The sequence below is a fragment of the Gemmatimonadaceae bacterium genome (assembly GCA_019637355.1).
GTDB lineage: Bacteria > Gemmatimonadota > Gemmatimonadetes > Gemmatimonadales > Gemmatimonadaceae > Pseudogemmatithrix.
In genome coordinates this window covers 1,172,502-1,190,949 of record JAHBVT010000001.1, presented here as the reverse complement: position 1 = coordinate 1,190,949, position 18,448 = coordinate 1,172,502, and the positions used below count along the sequence as shown (strand labels likewise).

At 68.8% G+C, this 18,448-nt stretch carries 16 protein-coding genes and 2 tRNA genes; 5 read left to right on the top strand and 13 right to left on the bottom strand.

The window, feature by feature from the left end:
• Positions 1-91: 91 nt before the first annotated feature.
• The 5 genes from KF689_05410 to KF689_05390 all read right to left on the bottom strand — a co-directional run bounded on the left by KF689_05410 (position 92) and on the right by KF689_05390 (position 3,024).
• Entirely contained in the window at positions 92-586 is a 495-nt protein-coding gene (locus KF689_05410) for a hypothetical protein (GenBank protein MBX3132807.1), read from the bottom strand.
• A gap of 9 nt (positions 587-595) precedes the next feature.
• Positions 596-1,018 carry a hypothetical protein gene (locus KF689_05405; GenBank protein MBX3132806.1) on the bottom strand — a complete coding sequence of 141 codons (423 nt, stop codon included), beginning with the start codon at positions 1,016-1,018 and terminating at the stop codon, positions 596-598.
• A gap of 30 nt (positions 1,019-1,048) precedes the next feature.
• On the bottom strand, positions 1,049-1,840 hold the full coding sequence (locus KF689_05400) for a hypothetical protein (GenBank protein MBX3132805.1): 792 nt from the start codon (positions 1,838-1,840) through the stop codon (positions 1,049-1,051).
• A gap of 343 nt (positions 1,841-2,183) precedes the next feature.
• Positions 2,184-2,256: transfer RNA gene (locus KF689_05395), tRNA-Ile, on the bottom strand.
• Between the two features lie 6 nt (positions 2,257-2,262).
• Positions 2,263-3,024 carry a class I SAM-dependent methyltransferase gene (locus KF689_05390; protein MBX3132804.1) on the bottom strand — a complete coding sequence of 254 codons (762 nt, stop codon included), beginning with the start codon at positions 3,022-3,024 and terminating at the stop codon, positions 2,263-2,265.
• 86 nt (positions 3,025-3,110) lie between these two features.
• On the opposite strand from KF689_05390, the gene KF689_05385 reads away from it, so the two are divergent.
• Positions 3,111-3,184 (top strand) — tRNA-Val (locus tag KF689_05385).
• Positions 3,185-3,408: 224 nt separating this feature from the next.
• Here the strand turns inward: KF689_05385 and KF689_05380 are convergent.
• Positions 3,409-4,473, bottom strand: coding sequence for a glycosyltransferase family 9 protein (locus tag KF689_05380; GenBank protein MBX3132803.1), 1,065 nt, complete (start codon positions 4,471-4,473; stop codon positions 3,409-3,411).
• Between the two features lie 87 nt (positions 4,474-4,560).
• Here KF689_05380 and KF689_05375 point away from each other — a divergent pair, with 87 nt between their 5' ends.
• Complete coding sequence (locus KF689_05375; GenBank protein ID MBX3132802.1) at positions 4,561-6,096, top strand: hypothetical protein; 1,536 nt, start codon at positions 4,561-4,563, stop codon at positions 6,094-6,096.
• Positions 6,097-6,099: 3 nt separating this feature from the next.
• Complete coding sequence (locus KF689_05370; protein MBX3132801.1) at positions 6,100-7,161, top strand: glycosyltransferase family 2 protein; 1,062 nt, start codon at positions 6,100-6,102, stop codon at positions 7,159-7,161.
• Between the two features lie 569 nt (positions 7,162-7,730).
• Here the strand turns inward: KF689_05370 and KF689_05365 are convergent.
• From KF689_05365 to KF689_05335, 7 genes are all read right to left on the bottom strand, one after another.
• The gene (locus KF689_05365) at positions 7,731-8,069 is read right to left on the bottom strand and encodes a DUF86 domain-containing protein (GenBank protein MBX3132800.1); all 339 of its coding nucleotides are present in this window, start codon (positions 8,067-8,069) and stop codon (positions 7,731-7,733) included.
• The gene (locus KF689_05360; protein MBX3132799.1) at positions 8,050-8,367 is read right to left on the bottom strand and encodes a nucleotidyltransferase family protein; all 318 of its coding nucleotides are present in this window, start codon (positions 8,365-8,367) and stop codon (positions 8,050-8,052) included. The genes KF689_05365 and KF689_05360 overlap by 20 nt, the downstream gene beginning before the upstream one ends.
• 77 nt (positions 8,368-8,444) lie before the next feature.
• The gene (locus KF689_05355; GenBank protein MBX3132798.1) at positions 8,445-9,671 is read right to left on the bottom strand and encodes an oligosaccharide flippase family protein; all 1,227 of its coding nucleotides are present in this window, start codon (positions 9,669-9,671) and stop codon (positions 8,445-8,447) included.
• A gap of 70 nt (positions 9,672-9,741) precedes the next feature.
• A complete protein-coding gene (locus tag KF689_05350; protein ID MBX3132797.1) occupies positions 9,742-12,264 on the bottom strand; it encodes an O-antigen ligase family protein in 2,523 nt (840 codons plus the stop codon).
• The gene (locus tag KF689_05345) at positions 12,265-13,656 is read right to left on the bottom strand and encodes a hypothetical protein (GenBank protein ID MBX3132796.1); all 1,392 of its coding nucleotides are present in this window, start codon (positions 13,654-13,656) and stop codon (positions 12,265-12,267) included.
• The gene (locus KF689_05340) at positions 13,653-14,237 is read right to left on the bottom strand and encodes a polysaccharide biosynthesis/export family protein (GenBank protein MBX3132795.1); all 585 of its coding nucleotides are present in this window, start codon (positions 14,235-14,237) and stop codon (positions 13,653-13,655) included. Before KF689_05340 ends, KF689_05345 begins: the two co-directional genes overlap by 4 nt.
• Before the next feature lie 47 nt (positions 14,238-14,284).
• Entirely contained in the window at positions 14,285-15,676 is a 1,392-nt protein-coding gene (locus KF689_05335) for a hypothetical protein (protein MBX3132794.1), read from the bottom strand.
• Positions 15,677-15,850: 174 nt separating this feature from the next.
• On the opposite strand from KF689_05335, the gene KF689_05330 reads away from it, so the two are divergent.
• Entirely contained in the window at positions 15,851-16,840 is a 990-nt protein-coding gene (locus tag KF689_05330) for a sugar transferase (GenBank protein ID MBX3132793.1), read from the top strand.
• A 148-nt stretch (positions 16,841-16,988) separates the two neighbouring features.
• Positions 16,989-18,380 (top strand): exopolysaccharide biosynthesis polyprenyl glycosylphosphotransferase, encoded by a 1,392-nt coding sequence (locus KF689_05325; GenBank protein ID MBX3132792.1) that lies wholly within the window; start codon positions 16,989-16,991, stop codon positions 18,378-18,380.
• Positions 18,381-18,448: the final 68 nt, after the last annotated feature.

The following is an 18,448-nucleotide window of genomic DNA, read 5'->3' as shown; positions in this document are numbered from 1 at the left end:
GACGCCGGCACGAGGCGAAGCTCGGCCGGCGACGTAGCGACTAGTGTTGACGGTGCGCCGCTGACGGCGCAATCGCAGCGCGCCGCGCGCGCTAGAACATTCCGAGCGCAACAATCGCGGCGCGCAGGCCGAGCACGCTCGGATTCCCCGGCTCGGTGGCGTCGACGAGGTTGTTGTACGCGACGATGGCGCCAACGAGCGTGGCGGGCGTCGGGTTCTGCACGAAGCTGGCGAAGGTCTGCGCTGCAGTGCCGGCTTGCGCTGAACCGCCGAGGGCGGTCGCCAAGGGACCCGCGCCGCCGGTGCCATTCAGGATGGCGACAATAGCCGCGGCGGTGGCCGGCGGAACGGCAACCGGCTGACCAGTCGCGGGGTTCGTCGCCGTCATCGCGCCGGAAGCATTCTGCAGCGCGGCGAGGAAGTTGGCGCGGGCGGCGTTCATCCCGCCGGCGCGCATATAGTTCGCGACGGACCCGCTGGCCCCACCGCCGCCGCCCAGGGGCGAGCCGGCGTCGGTGAGGAACTGCGCCTCGACCGCGGTCGAGACCGCGAGTGTGAGGCTGACTGCGGCGAGGAGTCGGCGCACGATTCGCGACTACTTCGCGCCGAGACTGACGAAGAAACTGCGCGCCGCCGTCATCGCGGGCGAGGTCGGCGACACGCCGGCATCGATGGCTGCGTTGTACGCCAGCATCGCGTTCCGTGCAGCGGTGGGAGTCGGCGTCGCGCCCAGCGTGGCCAAGGCCTCGGCCAACGTGCCCGCTGCCGCGCCACCGCCAAGCGCCTGGGTCAGCGCTTGGACCGCCGGCGCCCCCCCGCTGGGCGCGAGGACCGCAGCAATCGCTGCGTTGCCGCCGCCCGCACCGACCGACCCGATGTAGTTCACGACGGCACCGCTCACGCCACCGCCCGAGCCCAGCGGCGAGCCCGCGTCCGTGAGGAACTGCGCCTGCGCCGTCGCCGAGATACCGACCAACAGGGCGGCGCCAGCCACCACTCGCTTCATCGTCTGCAGCATTCGAATTCTCCTAAGTGAGGTGTGGGTGGCTTAGTACTTCCAGGACATACCAGCGCCGAGCGCGAGGCGCGCACGGTCACCCACGGCACCACCGACGTCGTTGAGCGACGGCGTAATCACGAGCGGAATCTTCTTGAGCGGCGAGAACGAGAGCGCGAGGTTCACCTGCGCGCCGGTGTAGTCGATGATCGCCGACGAGAAGTAGTTGATGCGGATGGAGCTGGAGGCGAAGAACCACACGCCGTTCTTGCCGTCGCGGAAGTCTTCGATCTGCTGGAAGCGGCCATTGCCGAGGCCGAAGTTGATGGTGCCGTTGGAGAAGTACTCCTCGCCCGGACGCACATCGATGCCGCGCGTCGCGGCCACGTACACCGACGGCTTGGTGTCGAAGTCGTTGCCGTTCAGGTAGAAGCCCTCGACGCCGAGGCCGACGCCCCAGTCCTGCACGATCTTGTGGACCTTGATCGCGCCGACCATCCGCGAGCCGAAGCCGGAACGGATCGTGGAGAGCGAGGTGAGCACGGCTTCGATGCCGACCATCTCGCTGGCGTTCAGGAAGCCGCCGCCGACGGAGAGGGCGCCGTCCTGCGCCCCGTCAACGCCCGTCGAGGCCTGGTAGCCGAGGCCGGCGAAGATGTCGCCCTTGTTGGGGCCGTAGCCGACGGGCGACGAGGCCGCCACGCCAGGCTGCGCGCGCCCCATCCGCTGGTCGAGATACTCGATCGACGGGACTTCGAGCTTGTAGGCGTTGCGATCCTGCGCGACAAGCGCGGACGGCAGAGCGAACACGAGGGCAAGGGCAACGAGGGAAATGCGGCGCATCGAAATCTCCGAAGAGGGAGCGAAGGGGCTTGGGCGGGTAACTGGCAGAAGTTCGTTGGTGGCTCTAATGGTGTCAAGAGAGCTAGGTCACGAACCGGAATCGGGACACGGGAGGGGGGAGGAGGGTGACGGCGGGGAGGTGGGCGGGGGGAGATGGTTGAGAGAGGGGAGATGGTCGGGAGCGGGGAGATGGTCGGGAGAGGGGAGATGGTCGGGAGAGGGGAGATGGTCGGGAGAGGACGGGGAGATGGGGGCGACCCTGTGCCCTCTCCCAGCCCCTTCCCTTCTCCCCTCTCCCTGCCTTCACCCCCCTCTCCCCCTCCCTTCTCCCCGTCCGTCTAGATGGGCCCAGCAGGATTCGAACCTGCGCACTTCGGATTATGAGTCCGCCGCTCTAACCGCTGAGCTATGGGCCCGATTCCCTACACGTTCCGCTCCCAGACGACCAGCGTCGTCCCCGCGACACGATATGCGCCCTTCAGCGTGGGCGCCAAGGTATCCAGCGTCTCCGTCACGCCGGGCCACTCGCCGTAGTCGTGCCACACCACCACCGCCTTCCGATCATCCGTCAGCAGGCCGGCGCGGTTGGTGTCGCTGACCACATAGGCCGCGGCGTGGGAGCCGTCCACGAACACGAAGTCCGCCTGCCGGCGCCAAGGCGTGAAATCAAACGTCGCCGAATCGCCGAGGTGCTGGGTGATCTTGGCCTGCTCCGGCGTGCCGGCGAACCGCGCGCCGGAGCTGGGCTTCTTCACCAAATCCCGCTCGCTCGGCGACAGCGCGTGGGCGGTGCGGCCTAGGCCATCCGCGGGCAGGTCGAGGGTGTGGACCTGTGCCCCCGCGGGCGCGTTGGCGGCGAGGACGCGCGTCGTGCGGCCGTCGAAGGTGCCGATCTCCCAGAGCAGCATCGGCGCGCGGGACTTCACGAGCCGCGCCAGCACGGCCAGCTCGAGCGCCGAGACGTTGCCATCCTGCGCGTCGAGGCCAGGCAGCGCGAGAGGCAGCGTCGGATCGCCGACAAAGTCGGGACGCTTCGCCGGAAACGGCCCGACGTGCGGCTTCGCCACACCGACCTCGCGCGCAAACTGGCGCAGATACCCCCGCAGCCGCGGCGAAAACACGCCGGCGGTAAGCAGCACGACGGCCGCCGCGACCCCACGAATCCACGCGAGCACGAATCCCATCTTCCAAACCTAAGCGGCGACGGCGCGCGATTTCAGCCCCCGCCACTTCCGTCCTCCGTCATCCGTCATTTATCTTTCAAGACTCAGGGCGCGTAGCTCAGCTGGTTAGAGCGCTGCTTTCACACAGCAGAGGTCGGGGGTTCGAGTCCCTCCGCGCCCATTCTGTCCGACCGCGCCACGACTTGCTCGTGGGGCGGTTTTTTTTCGTTGGATGGGTAGGTGCTTGGGGCGAGTGGGAGGGGGGAGACGGGAGGTGGGTGACGGCGGGGAGGCGGCTCACGGAAGACGGCGGAGAGACGAGAGATGGCCGCCTCCCCATCCGTCTCCCAAACCCATCTCCCAAACCCTCTTCCCTCTCTCAACCATCTCCCCCTCTCCCCGCCCTCACCCGCCTCCCTTCTCCCGCCTCCCAGCCAGTACCGCCAGGACAGTGCCTGCGGCCATCTCCGGACCAACGCGGCTAAGACAGAGATTCGCCGAGCACACCGCGTAATCCTTCCCGTCATAACAGGGCGCACAGGGGAGATGCTGCGCCGCGCTGAGCACCGTCACGTCCGCCCCCGGCGCCACGAACTGCGTCGGGCTCGTCGGGCCGAAGAGCGCCACGACCGGCGTGCGCGTGAGCTGCGCGAGGTGCATCGGGCCGGAGTCGTGGGTCACGAGCACATCGCTGCTGGCGAGCTCGGCGAGGAGTGCGTCGAGGTCCTGCTTGCCGACTTCGTCACGCGCGTCGGGGACGGCGGCGAGCACCACATCAGCCTCGGCGCGATCGCTCGCGGCGCCGATGATCGTGAGCTCGCAGTTGGCCGCCTTGAGCTCGCGCGCGAGCGCAGCCCAGCTCTCGACGGGCCAGCGACGCAGGGGGTTGTCGCGGAGGAGGTTGCGGGCGCCGCCGGGGGCGAGAGTGACTCGGCGGGCAGGTTGTTGCTTGTTGAGCTGAGTGAGAGATGGGAGGTGGAGAGGTGGGTTATGGCGGGGAGATGGGAGAGGGGAGAGGACGGGGGAGAGGGGAGATGAAGGTCCAGCATCTTCCAACATCGAGGAGTACTCCAGGCCCATATAGCGGTCCTTCCTCGGCTCTTTGAACTGCCTCAAGTCCCGCACCTTCGCGAAGCGGAGGAGTTGCGCGTAGCGCTCATCGCTGTGGGCGACGAGGGCGAGGTCCCAGGGGCGGCGGCCGATGGCGCGGACGGTGCTGGCGATGGCGGCGGCGCGCTTGAGGGCGGCGTGAGGGGCGCGGTGGGCGGCGCGGAAGGCGGGGCCGGCGAGGAGTGACTCGGCGTCGACACTACGCACCACATCTACGCCCTCGAAACGGCGCACGAGCGGCGCGAACTGGTCGCCGGTGAGCCAGGTGATTTGGGCGTCGGGCCAGCGGTCGCGCACGGCGCCGATCAGCGTCGACGCCATCACGATGTCGCCCATTGCGGCCAACTTCACGATCAGCACACGAGGGGCGGCACGCGCAGCAGGGGCGGCAGGACCTGCGGGGGCGGCCCTTGTCGGCGACGGAGGCATCGGTGAACGTTCGCCACGATGCCGCGCCAACGCCATTGCCTCGCGACTGGAGTCGCCAGCGAGATCGCCTCAGCACTGGCGAATCTGCGCGGTGTACTGGTGTTGGCAGTCATCGCCATCACGCCCGCCGGCGCCCAGGAGCGCCGCTGCATCACCGACGTCTCGCCGCTCGACTTCACACTGCCGCTCCACCACACGCGGCGCGACAGCGTCTGCGTGCGCGAAGGCTTCACGCCGCTCGGTCCCGTCGGCATCACGGGGCGGCGCTCGGGCGTGGCGGACGGGCGCGGGAACGGCGCGGCGCCGGCGGGCGTCGGGCGGGCGCTGCAGATGCGCGCGGGCTTCGAGTGGCGCCGGCAGTGGCTGACGCTGCGCTTCGCGCCGGAACTCAGCTCGGCCCAGAACGGCTCCTTCCTCACCTTCCCGGCCGGCGATTCCACGCGCAGCGGCCAGTCCTCGCCGTGGTACTTCGGCGACTACTCGGCGGACCTACCGAGCCGACACGGCACGAGTCCGATCACGCAGTTTGATCTGGGCGAGAGCGGTGTGTGGGCCACGGGCCGGCAGTGGACGCTGGGCGCAACGACTGCCCTGCCCGACTGGGGCCCAGGCATCGGCGAAGGATTGGTGCTAGGCCGAAGCTCGGCGGGCCTGCCACGCTTGGAGGCGTCGTGGCGGCAGCCGTTGTTGGCCGGTGCACTGGAGCTGCGCTGGTTCGGCGGCGCGGCGATCGAAAGCCGCTTCTTCGACACGGACCCTGACAACAATCGCCGCGGCGTGGCGGGTGCGCGGCTGAGCTACGCGCGGCCGCTGTGGCGCGTGGGGCTTTCGCGCACGGTGATGGATGGACGCACGTCGCGTGCGCCGCTGGCGGCCGCGGCCCTGCCCTTTGGCCGCGCGGGCACCGACAGCGTAATCGAGATGCTCTCGGCAGACCTGCGCTTCGCGCACGCCGAGGCGGGCACGATGCTGTGGATGGAAGTCGCGCGTCAGGCGCCGCTGCGGGAATTCCGAGATCTCACGCTGATGCCGGGCGAAGGCCTGGCGATCCGGCTCGGGATGAGCCAAGTGCTGTTCGAGCGCAACGGCGCCAAGTGGATCCTCGGCTTCGAGGCGGCGCGGCTGGAGATGCCGCCGCAGCGGGTGGGCCGCGTCGATCAAGACCTGTACACGTCACCGACGGTGATCCACGGCTGGACGCATCGCGGCGAGCCGCTGGGCAGCGGGCTGGGGCCGGGCGGGCAGCGGCAGCTCATCTCAATGGACTGGGAGCGCGGCACGAATGCGCTGGGGCTGTTTGTGGAGCGGGTGCGATGGAACGATGACGCGCTGTACCGGCAGTTCCTCCCCTACCCCGTGCGGCACGACGTCACGCTGCAAGCCGGCCTGCGCGGCGGCTTCGAAGGCATCGGGATGCGCTTCCACGGCACGCTCAGCGGCGGCACGCGACTCAACTACCTGTTCCAGAACGCGGACTTCATCCCGGGCTATCGCACGGACGACGCGCGCTCGGTGGAGTTCACGCTGGCGGTCAGCCCGGCCGGGCGGCGCTAGCGGATGTCGCGTCCGCCTGCGCCTGAGCAATCGTCGCGCCCGCTGCTGTCGGTATGCATCCCGGCGTACAATCGCGCGGCACAGTTGCCGGCGCTGCTCGACAGCATCGTCGCGCAGGACTTCGCCGACTACGAGTGCATCGTCGCCGAAGACTGCTCGCCGGAGCGTGAGGCGATTCGCGCAGTGGTGGAGCGCTACGCCGCCGCGCATCCGGGCACGTTCCGCTTTCACGCCAACGCCACGAACCTCGGCTACGACGGCAACCTGCGTCAGTTGATCGCGCTCGCCGCCGGACGCTACGTGATGCTGATGGGCAACGACGACCTCGTCGCCGAAGGCGCGTTTGCGGCGGTGGCAGCGGGCATCGCCAAGCACGGTGAGGTGGGGGCGATCCTGCGCGCGTACACCTTCTTCCGCGACGATCCTTCGCGGCCGGAGCAGGTGAACCGCTTCTTCCCCAGCGAGCGAGTGATTCCGGCGGGACGCGCGGCGATTCTCGCGTGCTACCGACGCTTCGTGGCAGTGAGCGGCATTGTGTTGCATCGCGACGCCGCCGCGGCGGTGGCCACGGACGCCTACGATGGCTTGGTGTTCTACCAGCTCTGGGCGGCGAGTGCCGGATTGGCCGAGCGTCCGGCGCTGTACCTGCCGACGATTCTCGCGCACTTCAGGCGCGGTGGTACGCCGGAGTTCGGGTCGTCAGCGGCGGAGCGGGCACACTTCACGCCGGGCACGTTCACGCTGCCGCAACAGGTGCAGGTGGTGCGCGGGTTCTTTGCGGTCGCCGAGGCGGTGGAGCGCCGGCACGCGCTGCCGGGGCTGGCGGAGGAAATCCGTCGCGACTTCGCGCGCTACTCGTACCACACGCTGAGCCACTTTGCGCGGGACGGGCGGGCGGCGCTGTGGCGTTCGTACAGAGCCTTCGCCGAGTTCGGACTGGGGCGCTCGGCGTGGTACCACGCGTGGTTCTTGATGCTGTTCGTGCTCGGCGCGCGGCTCAGTGACGGCGTGATTCAATTGCTGCGACGTCGGCTGGGGTTCACGCCGAACCTGACGCGAGGCTGATGTCTTCTAGCGAGGGTTCCCAGCCTCCAGCGAACGAAGAGTCTAACGGCGCGTGACTTCTTCCGACGCTTCGAGACGTGTATACACTGTTGTCACATAACGACTTCCGGTCATTACAGCGACCATCAATAAAGTCATAGCAAAAATATTCACAAGAGAAAATACAGCTATCGCTTAATTGCACTCGTCGAATCGTTAAGTAATAGCTGAATATTGCCGATTGGAGGCTCAATGAACTCGAGAGAAATGCTTCGGCGGCAGCTCGATGCGCGTTTGCAGGCGATGCCACGCCTGGAGCCTATGACGGGAGGCTGGATTCGCTGGACGACACGCCCGAGAGGCAACAGACTTACTGCTTCGCAGAAGGGGACGGCCCCCATTCAGTTGGGGCGCAGCGTCGAAGCAAGCTGACAGTCAGGAGCTGCGCCAGGAATACCTGCGAGCACTTCGGGCTGCAGACGCGGGGAACATAGAGCTGCTTGCTCGATTCGTCCGCACGTAATTGGCGGCGTCCGTATACCGTGTGCTGCTGCTGCATCCTTACCCGCGGCTGTCGGCAGCAAGCGTCGTTATCGTGCGTCTATGATGCGTCGCACTTCGTGCTGGAGCGCGGGAATGTTCGATTGCAGCACGCCCCACACGATGTCGAGGTCCACGCCGAAATAGTCGTGGATGAGCCGGTCGCGCATGCGGGCCATCGCACGCCACTCGACGGCGGGGTTGGCGTCGCGCATCTGGGCGGGCACGCGCTTCGACGCCTCGCCAATGATTTCGAGACTCCGGACCACGGCGCGCTGCAGGATCTCGTCTTCTTCGAGCGCCTGCCGCGTCAACGTCGCGCGCAGCCCCACCAGGAAATCGGCTTCGGCGAGAATGTGCCGGAGAATCTCACGCGGCTCGTACGACATCCACGGCGTCGGCGAGGATGTGTGGGCGCAGGAACGGCGAGAGGCCCTCCGCCGTCACGAGCTCCACGTGTCGGCCGAGGACCGATTCCAACAGGTCGCCGAGATCGACGAGATGCGCGAGCGTCTTCTGCTCCGGTTCGAACTCGACGAGCAAGTCGACATCGCTGTCGGGCCGCGCCGCGTCTCGGCGAATCGAGCCGAACAACGCCAAGCGCCGGACGCCCAACCCGAAGATTTCGGATCGGACAGCCTGGATGCGAGCCTGCACATCGGAGCGGGAAGGAGCCGGAGCGATCATGCCTGAAATGTAGCGCAGAGCGACAGCGACGGCACGTCACGATACCGAGGTTTCAGGGGTGTTGCCAGAAGAGAGCCCTAGTGCGAGGCGCGCGCTCCAGTTCTATGCAAGAGCCACCACAGCGCAGCCGCATCGAGCACGAGCCGCAGGCTCCACGCCGCCGCCGCCCCCAGCGCGCCCCAGTGCAGCGCCGCCCACGCGAGCAGCGCCACGTACACCGGCAACTGCACGAGATGCAGCACCGCCACCGGCTTCGCCTGCCCATCCGCGTGCAGCGCGGCATACGCCACCAACGCCAGTGAGTTGGCGGTGACCGCCAGCGTGAACCACACGAACACCGTCGCGGCCGCGGGAGCGAAGCTCGGCCCCAGCCACATCGCCAGCAGCGGCTCGCCGGAGACGATTACCACGAGCACCGGCAGCGACAGCGGCCCGAGTGTGTAGAGCAGGCCGCGCCGCAGCAGCGGCCCGAGCGGTTCGCCGCGGCTGCGGGCGGCGGTCATCGCCTGAAAGAGCACCGGCTGCAGCACCGTCGCGACGATCCACAGCTTGCTGGCGGCCTCCCCCGCTCCCACGTACCAGCCGACGGCGGCGATGGGCACGAGTGCGGGCACGAGCGCGCGGTCGGCGAGGTTGAGCACGGGCGCGACGATGCCGCTGACGGTCATCCAGCCGCCGGCCTCGAGGAGCGGACGCATCGCCGGCGCGCGGGTGGCCCAGCCCAGCGCGCCCCACTGCGCCAGCCAATAGGCCGTGCGGCCGGCGGCGATCACCAGCGCGAGATGGCGCGGGTCGCTGCTGACGAGCGAGACCAGCCACGGACCGCCCCAAGTGACGAGCCCCATCGGCGCGCGCAGGGCGTTGGCGAGGCCCCAGCGCGCTTCGCCCTCGAGCGCGGCGCGCAGCACCACACCGTGCACGGCCACGGGCACGGTGAGTGCGAGGATGCGCAGCACACCGCGTGCTTCATCCTGCAACTCGGCGGGCACGTCGAGCACCGACGCTGCCAACCACGGCGCGAGCGCGTAGCCGAGCAGCGCGACGGGGCCGAAGAGCAGCCACACCCAGGCACCAGAACCGGCGACGACGGCGTCGCGCGGCAGGCGCTTGGAGGCGACGAGGAAGGTGGTGGCGCGGCCGAGTCCGAGGTCGAGTTGACCGAAGGCGGCGACAGCGGCCCAGGCGAGGGCGAGGAGACCGAAGCGCTCGGGTCCGAGCGTGCGCGTGAGGGCGGGCACGGAAGCCAGCGCCACGAGTGCGGGCAGGCCCCAACCCAGCGCATTGAGCGCGACGCCGCGCCTCATTGGATCCTCGCGCGAAGGGGCGAGCGAATTACGAGGCCTTGTGTCACTGCGTCCCGGCGCTTGGCGCGCCTCACGGCACGGCGACGTAACGCACAGGCAGCAGCGGCGGCACGTCGCCGGCGTAGGTGCTCAGAGTGTAGCTGCCGCCCGAGAACGACGGTTGCCCCACGGGGTTGAACGTCACGGTGCCGGTCACGGAGCCGGTACCGCTGACGCTGGCCTTGATGAAGAACTCACCCTGGCCGTTGGTCATCCCGTTGAAGGTGTTGGGCGTGATCGCGAGGCCAGAGGTACGCGTGAACGTGAAGGGCGTCCACGCGATGGCGGTGGAATCGCTCTCGCGCGCCACGCGGGCGAGGTACTCCCAGCGGTGGCCGTGCGCGACGAGGCCGATGTAGCGGATCGCGGTGGAGTCGTAGGTACTGAAGCGGAAGTCGGGGTAGGTGTAGGCGGTGCCGGTGGGCGGCGTGATGGTGAGCGTACCGATGGTCTCGCCCTTACCCTGGTATTCGAGCTCGATCACGAAGAACCCGTTGGACACAGTCGTGGTGGTCACGGGGCTCGTGACCAGCGGCACACCGCCGGTACGGGTGAAGCGCACGGTGGCGCCTGGCGTAGTCGTTCCATTGCCGCGATGGATCACGTTGCCGCCGTACGCCGCCTTCACATCCACCTGGAAGGTGCCACGGATGCGCTCGGGCTCCACCTTGTGGTCGGCGAGGATGGTGACGTCGGGATAGTTGCGCGTGCCCAGCCCCCCGCCCTGCAGGCGCAGCGTGCCGCGCACGGGGCCGACGACATCGGCAAGGCCCTTGAGCCAGAAGTAGCCGCCCGGCGCGCTGCCCTCGTACACGTGCCCGCCCAGCGCGGAGTCGGTGGTGAAGCGCACGTTGACGCCGGGAATCAGCGTGCTGCCCCGCGCCACGCCGGCCACGTAGTTCACCACGGGACGGTCGTACCACAGCCCCAGCTCCTGCGCCTCGCCGGCCACGCGCGAGCTGCGCACGGCCACATTCGCGATCTCATACGGCGGCTCGCCGGGCGCGGCGACGGTGACGGTCACCGTGGTGTCGGTGGCGCCAGGAATGTTGAGTACCCAGCGGCCGGCGGCGTCGGTCTCGGTGTACAGCGTGCCGACGAACACGGCCACACCCGCACGCGGCGTCTGCCCCTCGGCGCGGACAATGGTCCCGGTGAGACCGCGCTGCGCCTCCACACGGCACCCGGCCACACCGGCGCAGGGATCACAGGCGGCGAGAAATGGCAGGCCGGCCAGCACGAGCAGCATCACAGGCGCGCGCAGCCCCGCGGCCGGCACAATTCCAAGAGAGCGCAGCCCAGCCGCCGGCACCGCCCGCGGCGCCGTCGCCAACACGCGACCCTGCACGATCCACAGCGGCAGCATCAGCCAAGGAATGAGCAAGTCGTTGCCGAACATCGAGTGCACGAGGATCGCCACCATCGCCGCCCAGCCGCCCAGCGCGAAGGCCCGCCGCTCCGCCGGCACGCTGGGCGAACGCCACGACCGCCGCGCCGCGGCAAAGAAGGCCCAGAGCATCCACACGAAGGCCGTGAGGCCCAGCAGGCCCGTCATCACGGCGATAAACAACAGCCCTCCGTCCATCGACACGCTCGCGCCGCCGAAGGTCTCCCACCCGTACGCGCGCTGCGCCGGCCCAGCGGCATTGAATCCCACGCCAAGCACGGGGTTATCGCGCACCAGAATGCCCGCCCGCAGCCAAGGGATGAAGCGCATCAACGCCGAGCCGTCGACCTCGAACTTGTTGAACTGCCCGCCGAACCACAGCAGGCCCGGCAAGAGCGCGAGCGTCACCGCGCCGCCGACAAGCCCGAGCCGCATCAACGGCCCGCGGAACCGATGCGCCGCCGCGATCACCAGCAGCGCCGGCAGCAGCGCCAGCCACGACGCGCGCGAGAGCGTCAGCAACAGCCCCAGCACCAGCCCCAGCAGCAGCCAGCGATTCGTCCGGATGCCCTCGGCCTCCAGCGCCACGCGCATCAGCAGGAGGATCATCAACAGGCCGCCCGCAAAGTGCGGATCCAGCATCGTGCTCACGAGGCGGCGGCCCTGGTAGTCGAAGGTCAGGCCGGTGATGCCCTCGGTGAGCATCGCGAAGTTGGGCAGGAAGGCGCTTTGGAAGAATCCGAACAGGAGCACGGCGACGACGGCCTTCTCCATCATCCCCCAGGCGGCGCGGCCGGCGTCGTCGGGCTCGGGGTCGGTGACGATGAGCAGGTACCAGCCCGCATACAGCACCCAGCGCAGCAAGAAGGCCGCCACGCCCGCGTGCTCACCCAGCCCGAGCTGCCACTTGGGGCCCGCGAGCACGGTGCTCAGCGCGGCGACGCTCACGAAGGCCAGCCCCGCCAGTGAGAAAGCATCGAGCCGCCAGCGCCGCGTGCCCCGCCCCAGCGTCACCAGCAGCAGCAGCCAGAGCGGAATCAACGTGAGGTCCAGCAGGCTGATCGCGCCGCCGCGCCCGCCGATCGAGATGCCCGGCACGCGGCCCAGGTTGCCCAAGGCCAGTCCGATGGCCGCGGCGGCAGCCAGTCCGCGCGTGCCGATGCGCACCTAGCTCTCCGCCGGCCGGGCTCCCATCAACGGGATGAGGGCCAGGATGAGGCCAAGCGCGAGGCCGGCGGCGAGGCCGACCGCGAGCGTGATGCCGCGGCGCGGGAAGCTCACCTTCCGCGGTGCGACGGCGCGGTCCACGATGCGCACGTCGCCGCCCTCGCCGAGGGCGGCGAGGCGGGCTTCGAGGAGTTGTGCGCCGAGGGCGAGGTGCAGCTTGGTGAGCCGTTCGACTTCCACCTGCGCCAGCAGCGCCCGCGCCGCCGAGGCCGGGAGTGCGCGACCGCGCGCCTCGGACTCGGCGATGCGCTGCTCGTAGGCGTCCTGTTGACGCGCGAGCGCGCCCGCGTAAGTGAGCGCCATCGGCACGAGCTGGGCGCGCAGGCCCTCGATGGCCTCGCCGAGGGCCTGCACCCGCGGGTCGCGGTCGGTGGCCGAGGCGCGCAGCAGCGTGCGCTCGGTCTCGCGGCGGCCGAGCTCGGCCACCAGTTCGTTCACCGCCGGCGAGCGCAGCAGCGCCGGGAAGCCGGCGATGCGCTGCGGATCGTTGGCGGCCACGTCGCGCAGCAGTGCCTCCAGCGCGCCCAACTCAGCGCGGGTCTCGGCGAGGCGCAGTTGCAAGGCCGTGCGCTGCTCCAGCTCCGAGGCCTCGTAGGCCTCCGCCGCCACACCCGCGCCACGCTGCGCTTCCTGCCTCGCGACATCCACCGCCTCGGACAGCGCTCGGCGCACCGAATCCACCTGCGCCTCCAGGAACTCCGCCCGCCGCTGATTGAGCCCGCGGTCCACCGTGCGCCGCCGCTCCAGATAGCGCTGGGCCACGAGGTTCGGCACCAACTCGGCCGAGAGCGAATCCCGCGAGCGATAGCTGATCTCGATCGTCTCGCCGCCGTAGATGCGCACCGTAAGACGCTTGCGGAGGTCGTCGATCGCGTCCTCGCGGTCCACCACCTTCACCATCCCCGCGTCGCCGGCGTTGATCTTGCGCGGGGCGAAGCGGCCTTCGGCGGGCGGCAGCATCCCCAGCGAGAGCGGATTCACGCGCCCCTGCCGCAGTTGCAACGCCAGCGAATCGACTACATCCCCCAGCAGGGCGCGGCTCTGCAGCAGCGCCATTTCCGTCTTGATCGGGTCGCCGCCCTCGCCGAGTCCGAGGGCATCGCCGGCCAGGTGGGCCAGCGCGCCGAACTGCTCGCGCACCACGCCGCCCACCGAGGCCTGCTTGGTGCGGGCGAGGATCATCGCGCGGCCGTCGAAGCGCACGGGGGCAAACGCGAGCACCAGCGCAGCGGCCACGAGGCCCACGCCGGCGCAAATCGCGATTGTCTTCACGCCCCGCACGATCGCGCGGGAGAGGTCGGTAATCTCGAGGTCGGCGCTGCCGTCGGTCATTGCGCGAGCACCACGGCGACGGTGAGCAGCGAGCTGACGATGGAGACGATCACGCCCGGGTTGCGGCTCCACCAGGAGCGTTCGCCGACGAGGATGAGGTCTCCGCTCTCAAGTGCGACGCCGGTGGTGGCCGGCGTGCGGGCGTCGTAGCGGCCCACGGATTGCCCGTTGCGGAAGAGATCCACCTTGCCGAGGTGGCCCGTCTCGGAAACGCCGCCGGCCATCGCGAGCGCCTCGGCGAGGCCGGACGTGGCATCGAGGTAGAGGACGTCCGCGCGGCGGACTGCGCCTTGCACCGTGATGCGGCGCAGGGCGGAGACGCGGATGTCGGGGCGGCGGGTGAAGGCGGCGTAGGCGCGGGTGATGCTGTCTTCGGCGGCTGCGGGGGCGAGGCCGACGAGGGAGAGTGTACCGACAATCGGGAGGACGACGCGGCCGTCGTGACGGACGGTCGCGATGTCGGAGGTGTCGCGGAGCGTGACGAGGATGCGGTCGCCGGGGCGGAGGGGGGCGCCTTGGGCGTCACTGGCGATCGGCGCGGAGGCGAGCAGCGCCGCAGCGATGAAGACGGGAATCCGCATCCGACAAGCGTAACCTGCCCCGCGGGTCCCCAGCAACGGCGTAGGCGTCAGGGGCGCCAGGTGACCCCAGTGGCGAGCACGGCGTTGTACGCGTCGCCGCGCGTGGGGTGCCGGTTGATGTCCGCCACGAGGCCTGCGCGGACAAACAGGTCGAGGCGGTCGCTGCGCTTGCGGGTCCAGTCCGCGACGACGGACCACTCCTGCCGGAGCCGCGCCTCGGGCACGATCACGCCACGCGTCTGATTCAGGTCGCGGGAGGCAAGCCGGAAGGTCAAGTGCTGCGCATCGGAGATGCGATCCAGTCGCAACTCGGCTCCTCCGTTGCGCTCGAGCAGGTACGAGCCGAGCAGCAGTCCACGGTGCGTGTGCCCCTGCGTGAGGATGTTGTGGTCGTAGAACGTCTCGACCGGTGGGCGGAACAGCACCGATGCCGGGAACCTGCCAGAGGCGGCCGTAGCGTGGAACTCCCAGCGCAGGTCTCCCGCCCCGGCCCAGCTGCGCTTGATGCCGACCAGCCAGGCCGTGGTGTGCTCAAACTCCAGGGCGAGGTCGCGGAGGTCCGTCGAGCGGTCGTTCTTCCCGAACTCGCCCCAGAGCTCGAGGCCGATTTCGTCGAGGCGCAGCGCGCCGAAGAGCGAGGCGAGCTGGTTGTCCGGAGCGCCGTTGCCGAATCGCTGGTCGTCAAAGAACAGCGAGCCGAATGGGATGGCGAAATCGCCGAGCCGCCAGCCCTGCCAATCTTGGTGGTAGAATCGGGCCACACCGAGTTCGAGCCTTGGCGAGCGGAAGGGCCGCCAGCGGCCCTCGATGAAGGTCCCGCTGCGCGCGCCGACTCGGCGCTGGGGTGCCCAGGGCGTCTGGGCGAGCCTTCCCGCAGCGAGCGTGCCCTGAAAGTCGCCCAACGGAGTCGCCCAGGGCCGCGCAGTGCCCAGCTCGATGCGCGGAAAACCCGGAGCCGTGGGGCTCATCAGGATCGAGTGGTGGTCCGAGACCCCGAGGCTGCGTTGCGCCGAGGTGAAGGCCGCACGGAGGCCGAAGGCCTGCGCCTCGAGGGCCGATTCACCGGGGTCAATCCGGCCCACACTGGAGGGACCGAAGCGCTGAGGGAGGTCGATGCCCCGGGGCCGCATCGGGTCGGCAAACGGGCTCCCGGGCGTTCCCGCGCCGGGAATCAGGGCCACCTCAGAGTTCTGGGCCTGCCAGAGCACCGGGGCCAGGCGAGCGGAGAGCCAGCGCCAGCGCCAGGATCCCGAGGCGGAGAGCGAGACAGTCGTGCCTCGGCCCGTCCAGACCGGCCCATTTGCCGGCGCCCAAGGGAAGTCGCTGTTCTGGACGACCCGAGCCGACACCGCCTCAAGCCGCGGCCACTGGGGCTCGCGGTCAGGCGCTTCGGGTGGGACTGCAACACCCGTCTGGAGGAGGAGAGCGAGGGCTAGCACAGGTCGAGGATAGCTATGTGTCCTAGGTCACACCACTTATGCAACATTCCTTATTGTCGCCGGGGGCGCTAACTGGTACCTTCTGGGTCCGCTTCTTGACTCCACCCACCCCACCCGATGACACCCGAGCAGACGCCCGTATCGCGCCCGCCTTCTGTGGTCCGCAGTCGGTCCGTGTATTCGTTGAAGAGTAACGACTCGGTGGTGGTGGTCGGGAAGGCGGCGGACATCCCGCGTGCGTTGGAGCACCCGGCGATGAGCGAGCGGTTCCGGATCGTGGGAGCGGTGACGGTGGGCGAGGAAGACGAGGATGTGCGCGCCCACGCCGAGTCGCTTCACGGCCTGCTCATCGAGCACGACGCCGGCATCGTGATGGTGGCCGGGCCGATCGGCGTCGAGACGATGCGCGCGGTGGGCGACCTGTCCCTGCTGCACAGCTGCCGTCTGCTGGCCGTGATGCCCAGCGAGCTGGTCGCTGGGCAGCGTCCGCGGGTGGTGTGGGAGGGCGAGGCGCCGCTGGTGCAGCTCGCGCAGCATCGGCAGAGCAGGTTTCAGTCGGCGCTCAAGCGCGCGGTGGACTGCACGGCGGCAGCACTCGGCCTTGTGCTGCTAGCCCCGCTGCTGCTCGCCATTGCGGCCCTGATTCGTCTCGAGACCCCCGGCCCCGCCCTGTTCCGCCATCGCCGCGTCGGTCGCAACGGGCGCGTCTTTGACTGTCTCAAGTTCCGGACGATGCAGGACGACGCCGAGCGTGTGCTGGCCGCTGACGCCGACCTGAAGCAGCTGTACCGGCAGAACAACTACAAGCTGCCCGACGACCTAGACCCGCGGGTGACGCGGCTGGGGCGGCTGCTGCGTCGCAGCTCGCTGGACGAGTTGCCGCAGCTGTTCAACGTGCTGGTGGGCGAGATGTCGCTGGTGGGCCCGCGGCCGGTGGTGGAAGATGAGTTGGAGCACTATCGCGGTTCCGAGCGCCTCTTGCTTTCGGTGCGCCCCGGAATGACGGGCGCCTGGGCGGTGAACGGCCGCCACCACGTGGGGTATCCGGCGCGTGCGGAGATGGAGCTGCGTTATGTGCGCAGTTGGGATCTGCGCAGTGACTTGGCGATTCTCGCCGGCACCGTTGGCGCGGTGCTCGACCCTGGAAGTGACCTCGATGGCTGATCCCTCAGCTCCCGCGACGGGACGTAGTTCTGGGCGTCGGCGCCGGTCCTCCGGCCCGCGCATCTTTGAGTCGTCGACAATGCCGACGCGGCTGATGCTGCAGCGGCGGGCGCCGGAGTCCACGCGTCGGCACGCGATGCGGGCGTTGGTGCGGCTCGTCGCGCTGGTGACGCTGGACCTCGGGGTGTTCGTGATGTTGCGCGGCGCGGTGCGTTTGCTTCGCGATGAGGCCGTGTACGGCACTGCGGTGGCGCAGTCGCTGGCTTCGGTGTTCCCGAAGGGGATCCTCGGCGGCGTCAACTTTTCCGTGGCGCTGGTGCTCGGGCTGATGATGTTTGGCGCGTATGGCCGCGGCGACCAGCGTCGCGACGTCGCGCGCATCGCGAAGGGTAGCGCGCTGGCGGTGGCGCTCTCGCTGTGGGCGACGCTCTGGGTGGATACCACGCACGTGGTGCTTCTGCAGGGCCTCTTGATCCTGGCCCTGCTGTGGAGCGCGATTTCAATCGGGCGCCTGGCCTTCGATGCTGCGGTGAAGCTGGTTTTCCAGACGCCGGCCGATGGCGATCCGATGGTGTTCGTGGGCGATCGGACCGACGAGGAAGCACGGGCGGTTCACGACTTGTTGCTCGGCCGGAACCGCGGGCGGCACACACGTTGGGTGAACCTGCCGCAGCGTGGGGATCCGAACGAGTTGGAGCCGGCGGACGCATTGACGGTCGTCCACGATGCGCTGTCCACGGAGAACGCCGACACCCTCGTTTTGTGCGGTGAGTACAGCCCTGCCGTCTTCGAGGCGATTGTCGAGGTGGGAATCGCGTCTGGTATTCGTGTGTTGGCGGTACCGCGGGTGAGCGGTGTGGTTCAGGAGCGCACGGACCTCGTCTGGTACGGCGGGAGCGCGTTCGTGGAGCTGACGGTACCCGCCCTTCGCGGCTGGCAGCTGTTTGTGAAGCGCGCGGTGGACATTGCGGGATCGCTCGTTGGCTTGACCATGCTTTCGCCATTGTTCGCAGTCGTGGCCGTGGCGATCAAACTCGACTCCAAGGGGCCCGTACTTTTTTCGCAGGAACGAGTGGGATACGCGGGCCGTGTATTCCGCGTCTTCAAGTTCCGCACGATGAGAGCGGACGCCGACGAGATTAAGCAGCAACTCGCGCACTTAAACGCGAGCGGAGATCCTCGACTCTTCAAGATTCCCGGAGACCCAAGAATCACGAAGCTTGGCCGATTCCTCCGCAAGTGGAGCATCGACGAGTTTCCGCAGCTGTGGAATGTTCTCATCGGCGATATGTCCTTAGTTGGACCACGACCGTTCTTCGAAGCCGACCTCAAGGATTATCTCGAGCACCATTTCGCGCGACTGGGAGCAAAGCCGGGCATTACAGGCCTCTGGCAGGTGAAAGGGCGTAGTTCGGTGACGGACTTCGAAGAAGTCGTGCGCCTGGATCGTGAGTACATTGAGCGCTGGTCTATGGCACTTGACCTCTGGATTCTGATGTTGACACTCCCTGCGGTCCTTCGCGGTCGGGGTGCATTCTAAGCTTGGGGCCTCGCGCCTTTGTGGCGCTCGTGATTGCTGCAACAGCAACGTGCCCTTATCGCACGACG

Excerpts from the sequence above, each read along its gene's own strand:
- KF689_05370 (MBX3132801.1), top strand. The coding sequence starts at position 6,100 with ATGTCGCGTCCGCCTGCGCCTGAGCAATCGTCGCGCCCGCTGCTGTCG.
- KF689_05355 (MBX3132798.1), bottom strand. The coding sequence starts at position 9,671 with ATGAGGCGCGGCGTCGCGCTCAATGCGCTGGGTTGGGGCCTGCCCGCA.
- KF689_05345 (MBX3132796.1), bottom strand. The coding sequence starts at position 13,656 with ATGACCGACGGCAGCGCCGACCTCGAGATTACCGACCTCTCCCGCGCG.
- KF689_05340 (MBX3132795.1), bottom strand. The coding sequence starts at position 14,237 with ATGCGGATTCCCGTCTTCATCGCTGCGGCGCTGCTCGCCTCCGCGCCG.
- KF689_05400 (MBX3132805.1), bottom strand. The coding sequence starts at position 1,840 with ATGCGCCGCATTTCCCTCGTTGCCCTTGCCCTCGTGTTCGCTCTGCCG.
- KF689_05365 (MBX3132800.1), bottom strand. The coding sequence starts at position 8,069 with ATGTCGTACGAGCCGCGTGAGATTCTCCGGCACATTCTCGCCGAAGCC.
- KF689_05375 (MBX3132802.1), top strand. The coding sequence starts at position 4,561 with ATGCCGCGCCAACGCCATTGCCTCGCGACTGGAGTCGCCAGCGAGATC.
- KF689_05360 (MBX3132799.1), bottom strand. The coding sequence starts at position 8,367 with ATGATCGCTCCGGCTCCTTCCCGCTCCGATGTGCAGGCTCGCATCCAG.
- KF689_05390 (MBX3132804.1), bottom strand. The coding sequence starts at position 3,024 with ATGGGATTCGTGCTCGCGTGGATTCGTGGGGTCGCGGCGGCCGTCGTG.
- KF689_05405 (MBX3132806.1), bottom strand. The coding sequence starts at position 1,018 with ATGCTGCAGACGATGAAGCGAGTGGTGGCTGGCGCCGCCCTGTTGGTC.